Source organism: Paenibacillus lactis (assembly GCF_017873605.1).
Classification (GTDB): domain Bacteria; phylum Bacillota; class Bacilli; order Paenibacillales; family Paenibacillaceae; genus Paenibacillus_AQ; species Paenibacillus_AQ lactis.
This window is the reverse complement of the sequence record NZ_JAGGKI010000033.1, coordinates 21,466-40,100: the sequence shown is the minus strand read 5'-3', so window position 1 is coordinate 40,100 and position 18,635 is coordinate 21,466. Positions and strand designations below refer to the sequence as shown.

The following is an 18,635-nucleotide window of genomic DNA, read 5'->3' as shown; positions in this document are numbered from 1 at the left end:
ATGGTCTTGTTGGTCAAACCCTCGATCCCTCCACCCGCATAGCGGGTGGTTTTTTGTTTCGCACGCTTCGCGAGCTCAACTGGCTAAAGCCGTAATAAAAGATGATTCGTAAAGGACGAATCATCTTGGAGGATCGTTTAACTTTAACTTTAACTTACAACAACAGGAGTTTCATCAAACTCCTCTACTACTTCAACCTCATCATCAAAACCATCGTCATAAAACTCTTCTTTACCTGTAAGATACTTGGATAAAATATTCAGTACCTTAATCGGATACGGATCAACAGTGTGGGTATCAAACGTCAAGCCAACTCTTCGTAACTGATCAACCAGATAAACCAGTTCATCACGCTCGTTTTCATTCAGTGGACCTAATGGAATACATTCAACTGCTCGTTGTTGTAGTAGAAGTTTAGACGGACTAGTAAACTTTATATCCGTTACACGGGAACCCTGCCAAGCAGTTGGCCTTCCACCTACTCCATAATAGATTCCTAAAGGATCTCTAAAAATACCACTTGCCTTCATGGGTTGTTCTTCATTATCCGGGCTAAAGATTCGATACTGGGTGACATCCTGGGTGGTATTAATCCGGATAAACTGAATTCGAGATTCATTCGCCAAACGCTCATTTAAATAAGGAACAACCTCATATTGTATACGAGGATTTTGAAGAACATCCAACCATCCATTTCTTAACTTGGCATTCATCATGACAACGATCGGTCTATCATCTTGATCCAACTCATTCTCCATCACTTGTGTGACAAACGCTTTAAATACAGCACTACTATTATTGTATTTCTTTGGTTGTTTCAGCATCTTTGCACGATCCAAATGGAAAGGAGCATCTCCTAACGGCATCCAAGTATCAACACCCAGCATTTTGATCACCACTTCTATTCCATCCATTTTAGAAACGACAGGCAAGTAATCCTTATCAGCCTTAAGCACGTTGAAAGATAGGATTAATTTGTTTTCGTTGAGTTTGGTTACATTATGACTTAGAAAACCGGCATCATTCAACAAATCCAGCAGTGCGTTGACCATGCGTCCCGTATCCGCGTTGCTCCCATTGGCTTCGTTATTTTCAACGGTGATATGTTCAAAATGATCTCTTTTAACGGTAAGTGGTTCGATAAATTGCGATAAACGCCCCGACTGCTTCATCGCATCTCTGATCGCTGCTTTCGGATCGGCCCCATCACGCCATGAATCTTTACCGTTTATTTCAATGAGAGCTAGCGTCTTTTTAACAGAATGTATTGTATTTGAACCTAGCTTCTTTTTAATTCGATCAACCAGCTTTGAGTAAGCAATATCAGCCGTATAAGTGCCTATCTCCAGCTCACTTACAATGCCCTCCGGGTCCCGATGTACAAATTCGACGGTAACTACTTTGTCGCTGTTAAGTTCATAGACATCATCCGAAATTTGACGCTTGAAAATTACAACTCCTTCTTCCCCCTTTGGGATTATATTTATAAATTTATGGGGTGTAGTATAGGCCTGTTTCATCGCTTCAAACATTTCTTCACTGCTGTATACTTCAATAATAATATCTTGATCCTTATGAGAGACGATCGGAAGGCGTTGGTTATTCATTTTATTTCTGGGAATTTCCATAATAGCTGGTAGTGACTTCATATCGTATTCAGTAAGCACCTCTTCAAAAGCATTGAATAAGCCTCTTTTTTCCGATATACCTAATCCAGCTTTAACCCAGTTACCTGCATTTTTAAATGAATTATGGTTAACAACCCAAGCCGTGATTTCCCCTTTTCCCTCAAGATAAGCAGTTGGTTGGGCCAGTAACATATCAGCTTCAAACTCTGCGCCATACAATATATCCCAGTAGAGATTATCCAACGCAGTCCTCCATCGTGTAAAGGTCCCTTTGTCTTTATGCACGAATCGTTCAAATTGAAGTTGTGAAAAAGACTTAGTATTTTGATCAAGCTCTGGGTTGCGGACGGATACAAGGACGGAGCATGTGTGATTGTCTTTTAAATAACATGCAAGTTCCTTAGTTTTCTTATCAATTTTTATCTTGGGATCCTTTAAATATCGCCGTCTTCCCACAGAAACGGATAATAACATTCTGTTCGCATCTCCACCTCGATTTTGTAGGCTCACTCTAAGAACATAAGAAAAAGGATCGTATTTATTAGACTTCATGTAGGGCTCTGTGACACACTCATGTTTGCCATTAAAAATAGTATGATAAAACTGAAATTCCTTAATAATTCCCTGACCTAGATCAACTTTTCGAGGTTTAGCGCAAAATTTAATGGCCGCAAGTGCTGGTAACCATTGATATTTATCAATATACTTTTGAGTTGAATCTGTAGTTATCTCCCCAAAACGGGTCGTAATCCAGGATAATTGGGCCTTCTTCAGATCTTCAGGCAACTCAGAAACCGTACATCTCTTGGTAGAAGCCAACCAGCCCAAAGTTAATCTTTTGATTAGAGATTCCGATATTTTCTCTGTTGCTACAATCCATGGCAGATCCGTTTCTACAAATCTATAGTCTACTGCCACGTTAATAATTTCCGGAAAAATGCTTTGCAATTTTAGGCCTAATGGCTTCACTTTAAATGCAAGCTTATACTCATTCGAACTTTTCCCTTTGTGTGATGAACTCTCTTCTGAATAAGTCTGATCCTTCAGATAGTTTCGCCAGCTTTCCGGCATATACATCAAATGAACAACTTCATCGTAGAAGACTTCCTCTTTGACTTCCAATTCAAATAACTGCATCATTTTAATACTCTTCAATATCCTCATCCTCCATTTCCATCTGTTGAATAGCTTCCATAAACGGCCCATATAAGCTTTGAAATAGTACATCGTTTCTGTTCTTAACCATTATGTTTTTCCATACTTCCAGCATAGAAAGCCCATCCGACTCATCTGCCTGCTTAGCGCTAAACTTGGCATCACAGAAAAAGACCCTGGCATCCCTACCACCTCGCAGCAAACGGCCAATCATCTGCCAAACAGGGACAAAGGTGTACCAGCCCATCATCTCCCGCTCATCGTTAGTAAGCAAAGACCAATAATCGGGCTTTTGGTACATGCTCTCCAGTTTGCCACTACTCATCTGGCGCAATTTATTGATGGCGCTATCGTAATGAAGGCTTTGCTTTCGAATCCTCTTCATGTACTTAGGCAGATATGCATGCAATATCTGGACCAAGTAATTTAAATCATTCGGCACCGGATAAGGCCGTACCAAAAAGTAGACACTGCCAAACAAGGCTCCACCTTCCTCATCAAGGATGTTATATCCCCTCCCTACAGACAACAAGGGGACTATCAATACTTCTGCCGATTGTAGATGGAAAGTTTCAATCAGGCTTCTCGAAAGTTCATCCTCCTTAAGTTGTGAACCTCTGCCAAGTGCTTTGTATCGACCTGCCCAAGCGGAATCATCTGAGAATACTTGTCGCACAGTTTCAACATCGTCATAAGAATTGACGACCAGCAAGACCCGACGCCGCTTTCCTAACCGTTGCCAATAACCCAGTTCATAATTCACATCCGATTTTAATTGTCTGACCATACCCGATAGATTGTTACTCTTATGTTCTGGATCACGAACGCCGGAAACTACATAAAATTCTCCACGGGTCATATCAAGAACAGGTTTATAATAAAGCTGAATTTTGGAACTTTGCCGCCCTGCTCTCAGCAACCAGTCTGAAGAAGTTTCCAAATCATAATGCGCCGAATTAGGCGCATGGCTCGTCCCGGATAGAAAGACAACTGCAGGTCCTTCTTTCCCGTCACTAACTTGATATAATTGGTGCCAATCTTTCAAAAGCAATCTTCCAATCGCCGTATACTCGATCAATTTGAATTTTCCTGACTTCTCAGCATCAGGCAGATCATACTTGTAACCAAGCGTGATTCCCGTCATAGCTTCTTTCATAAACGCTTCGTAATCTTTCTGCATTGTAAAAAGTGGAGAAAAATCAATCGACAGACCTAATTTGACCTGAATCATCGGAAATGCCGTCAATATATATTTGATATTCTCTTCCGCACGGCATAGGTAAATGAAGAACTCCAACTGAGCGTATAAAAGCTGCCTTTTCACCCGTGGTTTTACTTCTCCCTTTACCTTGGCGATAAACTCCTCAATCCATTCCTGTTTTCGTTCTGGGCTGTCTGTATCTATAAGATCATTTGCAATTCCCGACAATCGCTTGTCCTTATATGGTTCAGAGGCATACTCCATCAACCATTTAAAGATCCGTGTCTGCTCCTTCGGATCTGTGGATAATTTCTCACTTAGCGTTCCGGCTAGACCCGCTACCCGAATGAGATTACTCCGTATGTCATTTCTTAAAGTAGCCGAATCATTCAACTTCGCATAAATCCGCCAGACCATATGTTCCAACATTCGCAAGCGGTCGTTCCACTCAATGATTGCTGAATCTCCGGCATATTGACCATATTCGCCATTGGTGAGTTGGCTTGATTCAAATCTGAGCTTTTCAAAAATATCCTCAGTCGAACCGAACACATTGTACTCCGTTAAAAATGCTTCATCGAATTGCTTCTGTACCTGATCCGCCTCATCTACAAATATGACATCTAACAAGTCATACATGGCTTCAAAAATTGTTCTGGAATACGGATCAATGATTTCAGGAATGCGTGTTTTTAACACACTAGAGGCCGTGGTCACCCATACTTCTGCATTTTGCAAATCCACAAAATCGCGATAGACCCCGCATTTATGGGCTAGTGGACAGACAACTTTACCGTTTTCCTGTTGTAACTGCAAACATGGGGACGGTTTATTTCGTTCGTAATCCTTGGCTAGTGCTTTGATCAAGCACACATCGGATACATGCTTAAGTGATTCGTACTGCTCGTTTTGCCACTCACTAATGTTCTGAATTTGATTCATATTGGCGACAAGATAATTTTGCTGATGCTTGCTTCGTCCCATTCTACCGATGACGGGGACTGCATGGACGCCAAGACGCCGTAGCTCTTTAACCCGTTCCAGTACCTGAGCCACACTGCCTTCGATAAAACCAATCTTGGCACCCGTCTTCTTTACCAGTCGGAAAGTTTCCAAAATCATAAAGGTCGATTTCCCTGCACCTAATCCGCCACCAATATGAATGTTCCCTTTATAGATCAGCTCCTGTTCCTTACCTTTTACGGATTCCAGAATGACCGTTTTGGCTCGATCATGCCACATCGTACTCTCATTCTTACATCCATCCATTTCCATAGCTATTTCAGTCCCATTGTAAGGCAACGGCAGTGAACGTATTGTTTTAGAGCGATATGCTGGAAAGGGACTTGTAGGGTCTTTCAATAAACTATCGGGAATACTGCCATGAAAAGTACTGGGATCACAGCCACGAGTTCTGCGCTTGTAACTAAATTGGCCAGCACCGGCAAATGTTTTTGTGCTTGGCTTTCTAGGGATATATTGCTTTAGAATCCGATTATAGACGGTCAAACGATCCGTTCTGTATTTTGGCGATATTTGTATAGCTATTCCTTCCTCCGTGATGTCATATAACCGGTAGTCACGGTGTAATTCAGAGTATCTGCCTAACCGTCTAGATAGCACCTTCTTATGGCGAAGTTCAGCAAAAAGAATGCGCATACGAGTAATGATCTCAATCTGTGTCAGATCAGGTAGAACGGGATCGTTGTAACCTACCAAAAGCGACCATGCTTGCTCGATTTTTAATTTTGGATCAATCATATGGCAGCCCGTGATGAATAGTTCTATATTGATTAATGTTGAGATATCATGTTTACCGAGATTTAACGAATCAAACTCTCTGACAATTTCCTCAGACAACTCCCAGTACGTCTTCCTCACCAAAATATATCCTCCAACACTTGTTCTACTTCATTTTCCATCACAATTCGGATGTAGTTCCTAGCTGTCTCATTCAAATACATTTCCGCTCTTTTCTTATACTCTTGGAACAACAAACTTCGATATCGCGGAACGACAATAAGGCACTGATCCTGATATTTTTCAAGATAAGACGCGGGTTGCTCATTAAAAAAATTAGCTAGTGTCCGCGGATCCTTAAAATCTTTAACATCTAGGAAAAATTCCCGACCTGCCTGCCTAACAGAAAGATCAAATGTATCAATGTTCGGATAGAGATCAACCTCGTAACCTTTTTTCCTCAAACGCTTAGCCAGACGAAGCTCAGAGATCCCGGGCAGAAGGACAAAACGCTGAATGCCTGGATTTAGACGGAAAACCCGTTGTTTTCCGAACTCAAACGGCGCTAGAATCTCCATATCAGCAAGCGAGTGGCAAATATCCTCCTTATTACATCGCCAACGATCATGTTTATATTTCATCGTCCAGCCGCAATGCGGGCATTTTCGGAAATTTGACAGTTCTTGCGTAATCTCCGGATAACAATTCCTGATCAAATTAATGAGTTCAGAATCCTGAAAATTTTCAAGAAATTCATTGAGTTCACGGGCAGTAATTACTGCATGTTGAGGTTCGGACAGAAATGTACGGATAGCAGTATATTCATCCTGCAGCTGTCTACCATCCTCTCTGCAGTATTTCAAGATATCATACATGTTCTGCTGCTCCGCATCCTGCGGAGAAATATAGCGATTCATAAACTCGTCCGTATCGGCAACTAAACCGACAGCTTCATCAAGTAGAGGGGAATGTTCTGGGTAGTCGTTCTGGAGGCCTTGGATCCCCCATTCATGTGAGGGTCTATGAAGAATTCGTATCAACTGATAAATATCTACCGGAGGATCGGAATTACCTTCCGCAGACAAATGGGCAAACATTAGCATCCCCGTATACAATTCGTCTGGAATTACACCGAAATTTTCCTGCCATTTCTGGATGCCTGTAATTAAGTTAAAGAGCATATCCGGTCTCTTGACCGTTTCCACTTGCGCCATATGATCACCATTCCTTATTACAGTAATAAATATAGGTTACACTATCGGGGTGTCCAGAGGTTGTCAGCGAATATGTGTTCGAATAGTCGTTAATTATGTGTAATGCAGTGTTTACCCATAAAGTCCATCCATAGGAATACTTCTGTCCTATTTTTCATTGCATGCATTGCCATACCCAAAGTCAAAGAGGCTAACATCGTTATCTGGCGATTTTAGCCTTTTGGGGTCCAATTTTGTCCGAATTTCGCTACTAATGTATATTATGAAATCTCTCTATATCTTGTCAGCACTCTGTTTTGAAAAGTGCTAACTGGATTCGTGAGAATTACCTCTTAGCCCTTCCTCTTTTTAGTGTGAGGTTGTGATAAGGGTATGACCATCAAACAAAAGCAGAAGGAAGGTGCTGAAATGCACCTAAGAAAAACCTTACCCAGTATGCCTGATCCCCCGCAAATACTCACCACTATTAATGATACGGTTCACCGTATCTATTGATAGGGTAAACAACTAAAAAGAGAGGGGGCGTCCCCTCTCTTTTTCATTATAGAGTTATTCCAAAAAAACTTGCTATTGATGCAACTGAAGCAACGTGCCCAAGTGCACTTGTCAAAAATCCTAAGAGCTTTTTTCCTTCTTCTTTATCATTTTTGAGATAAGCCTCTTTAAGTTTTTCTGCAAAAAACTCAAGCTGGGCTCTTTGTGAATCTGTTGATTTTTCATGGATATCTTTCATCAGTTGAGCGAATGCCTCCACTGCTCCATCCTCGGTGACTGTTATTTTTTGATCAACATGATCCCCAGTGTTAATGTTTGTATTTCCAGAAACACTTCCGTGGACAGTAACGCTTTTATTGGTATTATTCATATCCCCATCCCCCGCATGTATATGCAAATGTTCAACATGTTCAATCCTTAATGCAGTTCTTGGAGGTAGGTTGCTTAGTGATGGATTCTGTTGTTCGCCTATCCTCAACGAATCCATAACTTTACCTATGCTCTGGCGTAGCTTCTTTTTATCTTCAGGCGATTTGATGTTTTTTTTTTATCTTCCCGGACAATTTGCCTGAAGTCAGGAGTTATTTCAAACGCCGGAAACAAATCATTCGCAGACACGGTGAATTCATGCCCACAAATATCACAAGTAACATCCTTGTTCAGTAACACTTCTTTGGAGTGAGCATCTTTTATTTTACGAGCACAAATAAACTTATCAGTTGTGCATTTTACTTCCCATACAATACTTAACTCGCCAGATTCCACCAAGTCAAGGAAGTAGTCAAACGTATCCTCTAACGAAGTTACATGTGTATAGTTCATAGCCGAAGTTGGGTAGAACCTTTCAACAGTACTAAAAGCTAAAAGGTCTAAAAAATTATTTAGTTCCCTTTTTTCTTTCAATGTCACTGCCATGTCCACCCTCCTCCCCATGAAAAATTCAAGTAATTATATTATAACCTGATTACGGACGAATTCAATTACCTCTTCGGTTGCAGGCGTAGTAAAATATATGCTGTCAGAGGTTAGACCAACCCTTACAGTAAATGATTTCTCTACACCATTCACGGGATGGTTGAATTTAATAAACCCCCCCTGGTGTTGCAAATAAGGGCGTAATGTATCATACAAAGGTCGTCCTCTTAGATCACCCTCATTCACGCGAAGCCCTACTCTCTCCATTCCGTTCAATATAAGAGCTACAAAAGGAGTGGTTAGTAAGTGCTCCCCGAAAATCTGAGATGATTGTCTTAAGTTATTTACCAGTTCTGCCTCGTCTTCTTCATCAAAAAAGTTATTGAGTGCATTGAGTATATCGATAATCGCTTTCGTATGTTGTTCATTGAAATCCTCAAAAATGAATTCAGGTGTAGAAGTGGCATCAATAAGTTCGCCTCTTAAGGCGTTTGCTATTAGCTCGACATTATTTCCATAAGGAGCAAGTATTCTTTTTTGTTCAAGTGTTACTTGCTGCCCAATTAATCTGGCAATATGCGATGCAATATTATTGGCACTTCTGGAATCGGTTCGCACCTCAATGATATCTGTCTGTAAATTGATAAACACTGTTGTCACTTCGCACTTTGGAACAATGTGTACAGACGTGCCATTTACCTCTCTCCTGTTACCGCTGTTGTACATATATCTAAGGTATATTTCATCATCATTATTACCTAGAGATGCAGCAATCAATACAGGCTCTGAGGTCACGTCACTAGGCATAACCTCATTGATATGCTCAAATGGACTTCTTGTAAGTCCCTCTAACAACCCCTTAAACCCTCGTAAAGCACCTTCATTCTCAATCTTAAACCATGTTACAGATGTCTTACCTGCAAGCAATCTGTTTCTACATGGTCCTAAGGTATCACGGTCGCCCGTGTTAATGGTATCCCAAACTCTTGTTGCCAGGTCAAATGCTGTACCTGAGGTATCCAGACCCATGTCTGTACAAGTCTCTTTCAAGGTTGATTTAGGTAACTTAAGGATGTCCGGGAAGAATACAATATCAGTTATTTGATGCAACTTTTACGCCTCCGAAATTAATATTGTGAACTATCCCTTCACAATCTCCATCAACTTCTCGTAGCTATTAACCACATCGTACTTTAACTGGTCTGAATTCAGCTTAGCAAAATGCCTTCGTGCACATTCAATCTTCGCCTTCTCCACTTCACGCAGCTCCATAGAGTCTAACGAACCTTTCGTCTCGGCAATAAAGTATATGTGCTTCACGTCGCCTTCTTTGAATACAATCGCCCAGTCTGGATTGTAGTCACCAACTGGAGTAGGGATGTAGAAGCCCCGCGGCAACTTAGCGTAAATGTGTACTTCATTGCTCGTATCCAGCTCTTTTGCGAATGCCCGCTCGATCTTGGAATCCGTCACCACATAGTCATAGATGTGCTTCTCAACAGCTATCGCGTTTTGTCCAAGCTGTCCCTTCAGCGTGTTTTTCGTGAACACATCTGTATTAAACGTATCATTGATCACATCATACGTGATAGATTCAATGATTGTCGTCGCCTTCTGCTCATTAATCAGTCTGGACGCTCGAAGTATAAACTCCTCAGGATTCTTCTGGAACAGCATGAACTTCGCTTGCTTGATGCCTTTCATAATAGCTACAATTGTTTTTCTGGTAAGCTTTGTTTCATCCATCAGCTTGCCGATCAAGTCGTATTTGATCTTCGATGACGCTGCTTGATGAACATAATCCGCGTCCGTCTCTCGAATTTTGAACGCGTCTCCCTGCTTCAATTGTTCACGGGATTCGATCTCATTCATTTCCCCATGCTTGATGGAATAACGAATGGAAGGCACGTCCAAGCTCATATCAATCGCCATGATGCTCTTCCGCACCAATTCTTCCGAGTCGAACTGAACCGTGTATACCGATCTCTTATTGATCCGGCTCCACAATTCTTTGAATTCTTTCTTATGGAAATTGCTGTTCACCGTGATATTCGGAACTGTATTTTTCCGGTCATCATTCGTCATATCCGACTTGCCTTCAACGTAGATCGTTTTAACCAGTTCAATAAGCTGCTCTTGATGTGCATTCAGCTCGTCGGGCAGTTTAATGGTTTGTTCTTCTACGGCTGCAAAATAAGCATCCGTCAGATTGTAGTCATCGTCGGTATAACCGTTACGAATAAACGCGTTTTGCAGCTTATTTGCGAGTCTCTCATCGATCTTTAATTGTTCGCCGCGGGCATTCACAAGTACTTTTTCCAAGAAGAAGCTATTGTCTGCCTTGCGTGGGCGATCCGACAATGTCGCGGCTATCTCGCCCTGAAGTTGTTTGGCAAATTGCTCATAGGATTCACTTGCGATAACAGTTAGTGCATTGATCTCGTGGACGTCAATACCCGGAATACTGGAATCAATCCGTTCGCCATACTTGTTCACGCAGAGCCGCAATCCACGTCCAACTTCCTGCCGCTTCTTGATCGTAGAATCACTGTGCTTGAGTGTGCAAATCTGGAATACGTTCGGGTTATCCCAGCCTTCCTTCAACGCCGAGTGGGAGAAAATAAACCGTGTCGGTTCCTCAAAGCTGAGAAGTTGCTCCTTCTGTCGCATAATCAGGTCATATGCGTCTGCATCATCGGAGTCCGTTTCTCTGGCAGACACTTTGGAATCAACGAACCGATTGCTCTTTTTGTCGATGGAGAAGTACCCTTTATGCGTATCCTTTACTCGAATGGTATTCAAATATTGAACATACGGGTCATCCGCGAACAATGACAGTTGTTCGTTCAGAAGTTCCATGTACTCTTCTTCAAAGATATCCGCATAATCGCCGTTCTGTTCATTGCCGTCCTTATCGTATTGTCGATACTTGGCGACTTCGTCGATAAAGAAGAGCGAGAGCACTTTAATTCCTTTATGAAACAGCACCCGCTCCTTCTCGAAGTGAGATTTCAACGTCTCCCGAATCTGGATTCTTCGGAAATGAAGTTCGTTGACATCACCTTGCACGTCTCCGGCGAACAAAGTAACTCCATTAATAAAGCTGATACTGTTATTCTGACCGTTGATCTCGGATACCTTGTAACCTTTATATTGCTCCAAGTTCTCGGACAATTGATAGAGGTCATCGCCAGTGACGATCTTCTTGGATACCTTGGTTACTTCGGTTTTGGTACGTTTTTCATATTCAAGCCGGGCTACAGGAGCATGCTTATCGCTGATATCGATTCCTTCGAGGTACACATAACTGTTCGTTCCGCTTGATCCTTTGACCGAGATGCCTTTGACGCTAATCTTCTTGACCAGTTTCATGTTGTAGGCATCCAAAGCATCGAGGCGATAGACCTTGTTGTAGTCTTCTCGATGAGTTGCCGAATATCGCAGCGTAAACAACGCTTTGAAATCCTTCAATGCCTCTTTCGTCTTCTGACCTTCGACGGATTGTGGCTCATCGATGATGAGTATGGGATTGGTGCTTGCGATTACATCGATTGGCTTGCGGGATGCAAAATCATCCAGCTCCATCGTTATTCTTCTTGCATCCTTACCTCTCGCATTAAACGCTTGAGCGTTAATAATCATGACGTTAATGCCAGCGTCACTTGCGAACTTCTCGATATGATGCAGTTGCTTGGAATTATAAACGAAGTAACGTGCCTTCGATCCATATTCCGCCATGAAATGGTCTTCAGTAATCTGAAATGTCTTCAGAACGCCTTCGCGAATCGCAATTGAAGGAACAACGATAATGAATTTGCTCCAACCGTACTTTTTGTACAGCTCGAACATCGTCCGAATATACGTATAGGTTTTACCCGTACCGGTTTCCATTTCGACCGTCAGATTGTACTTGCCCTCAAGCCGCTCTGATAGTTTCAATCCATTCTGGCGTTGCATCGCTTGAATATTGCCCAAAACTTCCTGATCGACTAGCTTGATGGGGTTGTTCTTGAACCCATATTCCGAATCATTGCTAGTTGTCTGTTGAAAGAGATCGTCGATTTCTACACTCTTTTGTCGCCGACCTTTATCAAGCGTGAAACGAGAGGATTCGTTGGGTTGTCCTTGAAAAACGTCAACAACGCTCTTCACCGCATCTAATTGGAACTGCTGATGTTTGAATTTAATCTTCATCGTTGCTACCCTCCTTACAGTACTTGAATTTCAGTGCTTGGGGAGAGTAGCTTGAACAGTTCTTCAACATTGATGCGAGCCGAATCATCCCGGAAAGAGCTATCACGGAATACAACGCGAAGAGGTTTATCCTCTGCGATCTTCTTGATAACCGACTCGGACACCTCGTCATCAAAACAAGCGATCAAGGAATTGCCTGCAACGTAATGAACGGTCTTCCCATCAATTTCCCTGGATTCCATAGGCAATGAAAGCTCTAGTCCGCACTCCAGCATCACTTGGATGAGCAAGTCCTCTCCATTACGATCTTCTTTGATGTTCGACGCCACATCATCCAGATTCATTTGACCGAGTCTGTCTGGCGTGTAGTAGACATCTTTCATGTTGCTGGAATCTACTCGATATACGCGAAAGCCATAATCGATTTCTGCTCCAGTTTCTTCTTTGATTTTTTTGGCAGCACGGCGGATACGTTCTTTGCCGATTTCGCAGATATTTTCAAATCCTGCTTTATAAGCATCGGAGTCCTCACTACATCTCTCTTCATTGGTCTGTACCATTATATATTTTCGGCTTCCTCTGTCTTCTCCGTTTAATTGCATTACCGCTTCTGCTGTTGTTCCTGAACCAGAGAAAAAATCCAATATAATATCATCAGTATGCGAATCACTACAAACGGTGATTTGTAGTAACTGTTTTATTAATTCCACTGGTTTTGGAAAAGGAAATAATGAGCGAGGAAAATGCTTCTCAAAATCTTTTGTACCTTCTTGTGTATACGGCCCGATAAATAATGTAGTTGGCTTTCCCGCTTTTACCTCGCCAGTTTCATCAAATAAGTAACCCTTAAAACGTACTGACCAACTTCCTTCTTTTTCATTGTAATTAAACACCAGTTTGTTTTCTTTCTGAGCAACTTCAACTCTCTCACGAGACCATAACCATTGTTTTCTTGGCCAAATCTCATGTCCATTATGATAAATAGGAAACCGAAGATTAGCCCGATCATCCATACTTGTTGTATCCAATGGCCACGTAGCATATGGGCCTAATTTTTCATAATGTTCGTCTTTTTTATTATACATTGCTTTTGTTTTTTCTGATAACGGAGCAACCAAATCCCATGTTGGACTTATATTTCGAGCATAACAAAGTATATACTCATGCAATCCAATAAAACCTTTACTTTTAGCTCCTGCACCTGTTTTTTTCTGCCACACCAACTGTGCAACAAAATTAGGTTCGCCAAATATTTCATTGCATACTTTCTTTAAGTTTTCAATTTCATTTTCATCTATACTAATAAAAATAAGTCCGTCATCCCTCAGTAAATTTCGTGCAATCTTCAGCCTTGAATAAATCATTGTAAGCCAGTCGCTATGAAACCGACCATTTGAAGTTGTATTATGAACTAATTTATTGCCTTCAGCATCAACTTGTCCAGATTCTTCAAAGTACTCTTCCTCAGATTCTCGAAAGTCATCATTATAGATAAAATCATTACCCGTGTTGTAAGGAGGATCAATATAAATACATTTCACTTTGTTCAAGTATGATTCTTGAAGTATTTTTAAGACTTCAAGATTATCACCCTCAATGTATATATTCTTTGTATTGTCCCAATCAACACTACTGTTTTTTACAGGGCGTAATGTTTTCTCGATAACTGTATTTGCATTAAATATAGCTTCCTTCTTCCCCGGCCACGTCAATTGATACCGTTCTTTTTCTCCTTCAACGAGAACATCGGATAGCTCCTGTCTCAACAAATCAAAATCAACCGCACGCTTGATTTTTCCTTGTTCATCTCTTGCTTCTGTAATTACGTTGGGAAACAGTTCCGCAATCTTGTCGATATTGACCTGAGTCAGATCGGTTGATTTCATCGTCAGTTTGTTCATGAAAGATTGACCTCCAGTTACTTAGTTGAGAAGTTGATTCAATTCTTTACGTTTACGTTGCAGTTCCATATTCAATTCGACCTTGCGATTGAACTGCTTTTCGCCGCGAATCTTGGCTTCTAGCCGCTGGCTTTCTTGTGTCAGCTTATCTATGCGAGCTTGTCGTTCCAGAATAGCTGTAAGCTCGATTTCCGGGTTCGAATTGATCGGTAGAAGCTGACGAATGATATTCTCGTAGACAGCTTTTAGATCAAGTCCTTGAATAATGTCCAGCTTCAATTCTTCTATAGGCTGCCATTCCGATTCGTGATAGGAACGTACAACGGAGCGGTTATCATCGGTCTGATTCCGCTCCTTGTAGGCGATTGCGAGTTTTACCTGATCTTCGTATTTAATGACGTGCAGTATGGGGTAAGGAATCGCCTTGTCGATGCTCCGCAACAAATCAAGTGAGTAGGTTTGCTCTTTCAAGTGAACCTCAAATACCTGAACTTCCTCAATGTCATCTTTCGGTTCGAGGCGAATCGTCTCTTTGGATAGTTTGTGCTTCCAGATGATCGACTCGACTTGCTCAGTAAACAGATCCTTTAGATGTTGATTGGCGTGAAGCTTCTCATAAAATTTGTTCTTCGGTATTTTGCGATTCACAAGTGTGCTTGATGGTAACTGATACATCATGCACTCACCTGCCGGATGACAACAAAAGTAATGAGTTCAAAGTCTTCAAGACCTTTGACGGAATCGATTAAAGCCGTTGTGCCTCCCGAACTGAACAAGCTATCCAGATCGCCTTCTTCCTTCACCTGAACAATGGAGCGGATTGCTTCCTCAAGCAGCATGGAATAGGCATCCATCCTCCTACCGTCTTTCGTCGCTTGATTGAAGCTGCGACATGCCTCCAAGACAGGTTCAGATTGTCCTCTGCACAGGGCACGCAAAACATCGAGTGTCTTCTTGACATCCATATGATTGGTTATGACTTCACCATCGTCACTCAGGTAGACCAGGTAGAAAGGATGCAAGCGATTCTGCTTGTCCGGGTTCAGTTCTTCATTCACATTACGAAGAACGAATATGACTCCTGGCTGCACTCCCTCCTCTTCATCAGCAGAAACAACGGCATGCAGTCCGCTTGGAACGGTATCCAGTTCGCCATTCTCTTTGACGTAGTTCACCAAATCCATTCGGAAATCATTAAGACCTAAATCCGTTATAGATACTCCGGTATTCATGTCATCCAGATCGACGACTTCTTTCTGCAAGCGATTAAGCTGCTGTTTCCGGTATTCCAAATCGCTGGACTGATTAAACAGAACATTGTCGTCGCCAGTTGCTGTCATATCCATGATGACCATGCGATTCTCGACCCGTTCTTTCAATTGAATGTACTCGTCCAGCGTCATGTTGGGCCAGAAGTTCACGAGCTGAATGGATTTGTTTTGGGAGCCGATCCGATCAACTCGTCCAAACCGCTGGATGATTCGTACCGGATTCCAGTGAATATCATAATTGATGAGAAAATCGCAATCCTGCAAGTTTTGCCCCTCGGAGATGCAATCGGACGCGATGAGCAAATCGATTTCACCATCCACATCGGGCATGGTCAGCTTCTTCTCCTTGGATCGCGGCGAGAAGCAGGTGAGCAATGTACTAATGTCATTCCGAAGTCCTGCGGTATTCTTGTTCTCATCACTGCCGACGATTTTCGCAGTATCGATGTTGTATTTCGACTTCATGTACGCAGATAGATGATTGTACAAATACGCCGCGGTATCCGTAAATGCACTAAAGATGATCACTTTACGATTACCCGGATTGATTGGTTGTCTGATCTTATCATCGATGACCTGTTTCAAGGCATTCAGCTTCTCGTCATGCTCGGGCGATACTTTCTGCATCTCTTCGTGAAGAGCAGATAGAACTTGGTGATCGCTCATCAAATCTTCTTTCCATCGAAGCACGTCCATATCGGATAGATTGATCTTGATGGTATCCCCGATGGTAAAGTCATCATCCAACCAGTCGTCATCATCGAGACTGGCATCTTCAATTTCGGTGTATCCAACCGCATCAGACTTCCCGCTTTGCTGATAAGCCTCAATTCTCTCCAATGTCTGACCAAGCTTGGATATAATCTTGGACAGCGTCAACCGGAAAGATTCCACTGAGCTCTCTAACCGCTTGAGCAAATTGATCCGCATCAAGAGCTGCAAGCTACCTTCTCGGTCCAATTGCTTGAAGCTCCCGCTTCCGCCTTTTACACTCGTATCGTACATCTCTTCATATAATCGCAAGCGACTCGGTTGAATGTACTTGAACGGAGCATAAATGCCGAGGTTGATTCTGGACAACTCCATAAAAATATCATTATAGCCGATGACATCCGTCCTGTCTGTCAGATTGCAGAACTTGGATAAAGGCGGCAATCGCTTAGGAAATTCGCCGATCTCCTCAGCTTTGTAATACTTCTGAATGTGCTTGCGGGAGCGAGCAATGGTCAAATTGTCTAACAGCTCGAAGAAATCAAAGTCAAGCATACCCAGCAGCGTCTCCGTCGTCCGTTCAGCGGCATCCAGCTTAGACCACTGATTAAAGGCAGACTGAGCCCGTTTGAAGATATCGTTGATGCCCCGCTCCGTGCCCAACTTGTTGTTGATCTCTTCGGGATTACCCTCATACGCCAGAGCAAGTTGATTACGAAGATCCATGAATTTGTTATTCACTGGAGTTGCCGACAACATCAGTACTTTCGTCTTAACACCGCTCTTGAGCACTTTCCGCATCAGCTTCTGATACCGGGTCTCTTTGGCCTTCTTCGCTTCGTTATTGCGGAAGTTATGCGATTCGTCGATGACGAGCAGGTCATAGTTCCCCCAGTTCAATCTGTCGAGCGGAATGTCATTGGACTTTCCGCTCTCACGAGAAATGTCCGTATGGTAGAGCACATCGTATCGCAGACGGTCGGCGTACAAGATGTTGTTGGTCACGTTTTGTTTGTATGTGAGCCAGTTATCACCAAGCTTCTTCGGGCATAGCAGCAAAACCGACTTGTTGCGAAGCTCGTAATACTTGATAATGCCAAGGGCAGTGAATGTTTTCCCAAGACCGACGCTGTCCGCAAGGATGCAGCCATTGTATTTCTCAAGCTTGTTAATGGCACCGAGCACCGCATCTTTCTGAAAGTGATAAAGCCGCTTCCAGATTTCTGTATCTTTGAATCCAGTTGCTTCATTCGGCAGTATGTCTTCCGTAATATCTGACAAGAACTCATTGAAAATATTATACAAAATGACGTAGTAGATGAACTCAGGCGAGTTCTCTTTATAAACGGATGAAATGTGCTCGGCCACCTGATTTGTCACATCTTCGAGTTTGCTCTTGTCATTCCACACTTGATTGAACAAATCGAAATACATTTTAGTAAACGGAACCTCATTGAATTTGTTCACCATCTTGGATAGAGCGTTACCTTTCTCGTATCCAAGATCGACCGTCGTAAAGCCGTCGACTGGCATGTATGTGATGGCTTCATCGGATGTCTGCAAATTCAACATCCCTTGCATTGCACCGGAAGTACGGTTCGACTTGAAGGTGACTTTCTTACGAATCCAGTCGCTGCATTCTTTTGCAATCGCTTTGAGGTTCATTTCGTTTTTTAGCCGGATTTCAAACTCGGAACCATACAGGCTCTTCTCCCGGTTCAACTTCGGAATGTAAAACTCCCGCTTCTCTTTCTTAATGCTATCCGCGATAAAGGTAGGTGAAGTGAAGATAAACCGCACTTCTTCCACCTGATTCAGCTCTTTCATTAATGCTTCATAGGCGTAGATCGAAAAGCAGGATGCTGCGATCGACAGCCGCGAACCTTTTCGGATCGATTGTTTAAGGTCATCGCCGAGCAGACGGTCGATGTTATTAATGATGTCCATTGCTCACCTCTTGTTCAGCCGAAAAATAAAACATTGCCTATTTGACTAATAAAGGAAATATTGCGTTTGTGTAATTTCTGTCAAGTAAGCGCTGGTTTTTAAGGGTGTCTATCTATCAAACCGACGATAATAGAAAGATCGTTTAGTAGAAACATTACTCTTTATTATAACTCCTATTAAGTCTAAAACCATCTAGTGCCCACAGGCGACCTTTTTCCCCATCCCCGAACACCCATTCCCTGACAATCCCAGCCACTCCTCCC

General features: G+C 42.3%; 10 protein-coding genes. All 10 read right to left on the bottom strand.

Going from position 1 to position 18,635, the window contains the following annotated elements; translation table 11 throughout:
• Positions 1-149: 149 nt before the first annotated feature.
• The 10 genes from J2Z18_RS29410 to J2Z18_RS29365 all read right to left on the bottom strand — a co-directional run bounded on the left by J2Z18_RS29410 (position 150) and on the right by J2Z18_RS29365 (position 18,372).
• Positions 150-2,783 (bottom strand): pPIWI_RE module domain-containing protein, encoded by a 2,634-nt coding sequence (locus tag J2Z18_RS29410; protein WP_210095739.1) that lies wholly within the window; start codon positions 2,781-2,783, stop codon positions 150-152.
• A complete protein-coding gene (locus tag J2Z18_RS29405; protein ID WP_312889709.1) occupies positions 2,770-5,865 on the bottom strand; it encodes a pPIWI_RE_Z domain-containing protein in 3,096 nt (1,031 codons plus the stop codon). The genes J2Z18_RS29410 and J2Z18_RS29405 overlap by 14 nt, the downstream gene beginning before the upstream one ends.
• Positions 5,862-6,938: a restriction endonuclease-related protein gene (locus J2Z18_RS29400; protein WP_210095737.1), complete on the bottom strand. Its 1,077-nt coding sequence runs from the start codon at positions 6,936-6,938 to the stop codon at positions 5,862-5,864. The genes J2Z18_RS29405 and J2Z18_RS29400 overlap by 4 nt, the downstream gene beginning before the upstream one ends.
• Before the next feature lie 541 nt (positions 6,939-7,479).
• Positions 7,480-7,803, bottom strand: coding sequence for a hypothetical protein (locus J2Z18_RS29395; protein ID WP_210095736.1), 324 nt, complete (start codon positions 7,801-7,803; stop codon positions 7,480-7,482).
• Between the two features lie 125 nt (positions 7,804-7,928).
• Entirely contained in the window at positions 7,929-8,348 is a 420-nt protein-coding gene (locus J2Z18_RS29390) for a hypothetical protein (protein WP_210095735.1), read from the bottom strand.
• Between the two features lie 33 nt (positions 8,349-8,381).
• On the bottom strand, positions 8,382-9,458 hold the full coding sequence (locus tag J2Z18_RS29385; RefSeq protein WP_210095734.1) for a hypothetical protein: 1,077 nt from the start codon (positions 9,456-9,458) through the stop codon (positions 8,382-8,384).
• Positions 9,459-9,488: 30 nt separating this feature from the next.
• A complete protein-coding gene (locus J2Z18_RS29380) occupies positions 9,489-12,542 on the bottom strand; it encodes a type III restriction-modification system endonuclease (protein WP_210095733.1) in 3,054 nt (1,017 codons plus the stop codon).
• Between the two features lie 14 nt (positions 12,543-12,556).
• Complete coding sequence (locus J2Z18_RS29375; protein ID WP_210095732.1) at positions 12,557-14,443, bottom strand: site-specific DNA-methyltransferase; 1,887 nt, start codon at positions 14,441-14,443, stop codon at positions 12,557-12,559.
• Positions 14,444-14,464: 21 nt separating this feature from the next.
• Entirely contained in the window at positions 14,465-15,121 is a 657-nt protein-coding gene (locus J2Z18_RS29370) for a DUF4391 domain-containing protein (protein WP_245256257.1), read from the bottom strand.
• The gene (locus tag J2Z18_RS29365) at positions 15,118-18,372 is read right to left on the bottom strand and encodes a helicase-related protein (RefSeq protein ID WP_210095731.1); all 3,255 of its coding nucleotides are present in this window, start codon (positions 18,370-18,372) and stop codon (positions 15,118-15,120) included. Before J2Z18_RS29365 ends, J2Z18_RS29370 begins: the two co-directional genes overlap by 4 nt.
• Positions 18,373-18,635: the final 263 nt, after the last annotated feature.

What these genes read in the sequence shown, in the direction of transcription:
- J2Z18_RS29400 (WP_210095737.1), bottom strand. Translation starts at nt 6,938, where the DNA reads ATGGCGCAAGTGGAAACGGTCAAGAGACCGGATATGCTCTTTAACTTA.
- J2Z18_RS29395 (WP_210095736.1), bottom strand. Translation starts at nt 7,803, where the DNA reads ATGAATAATACCAATAAAAGCGTTACTGTCCACGGAAGTGTTTCTGGA.
- J2Z18_RS29390 (WP_210095735.1), bottom strand. Translation starts at nt 8,348, where the DNA reads ATGGCAGTGACATTGAAAGAAAAAAGGGAACTAAATAATTTTTTAGAC.
- J2Z18_RS29380 (WP_210095733.1), bottom strand. Translation starts at nt 12,542, where the DNA reads ATGAAGATTAAATTCAAACATCAGCAGTTCCAATTAGATGCGGTGAAG.
- J2Z18_RS29375 (WP_210095732.1), bottom strand. Translation starts at nt 14,443, where the DNA reads ATGAACAAACTGACGATGAAATCAACCGATCTGACTCAGGTCAATATC.
- J2Z18_RS29370 (WP_245256257.1), bottom strand. Translation starts at nt 15,121, where the DNA reads ATGATGTATCAGTTACCATCAAGCACACTTGTGAATCGCAAAATACCG.
- J2Z18_RS29365 (WP_210095731.1), bottom strand. Translation starts at nt 18,372, where the DNA reads ATGGACATCATTAATAACATCGACCGTCTGCTCGGCGATGACCTTAAA.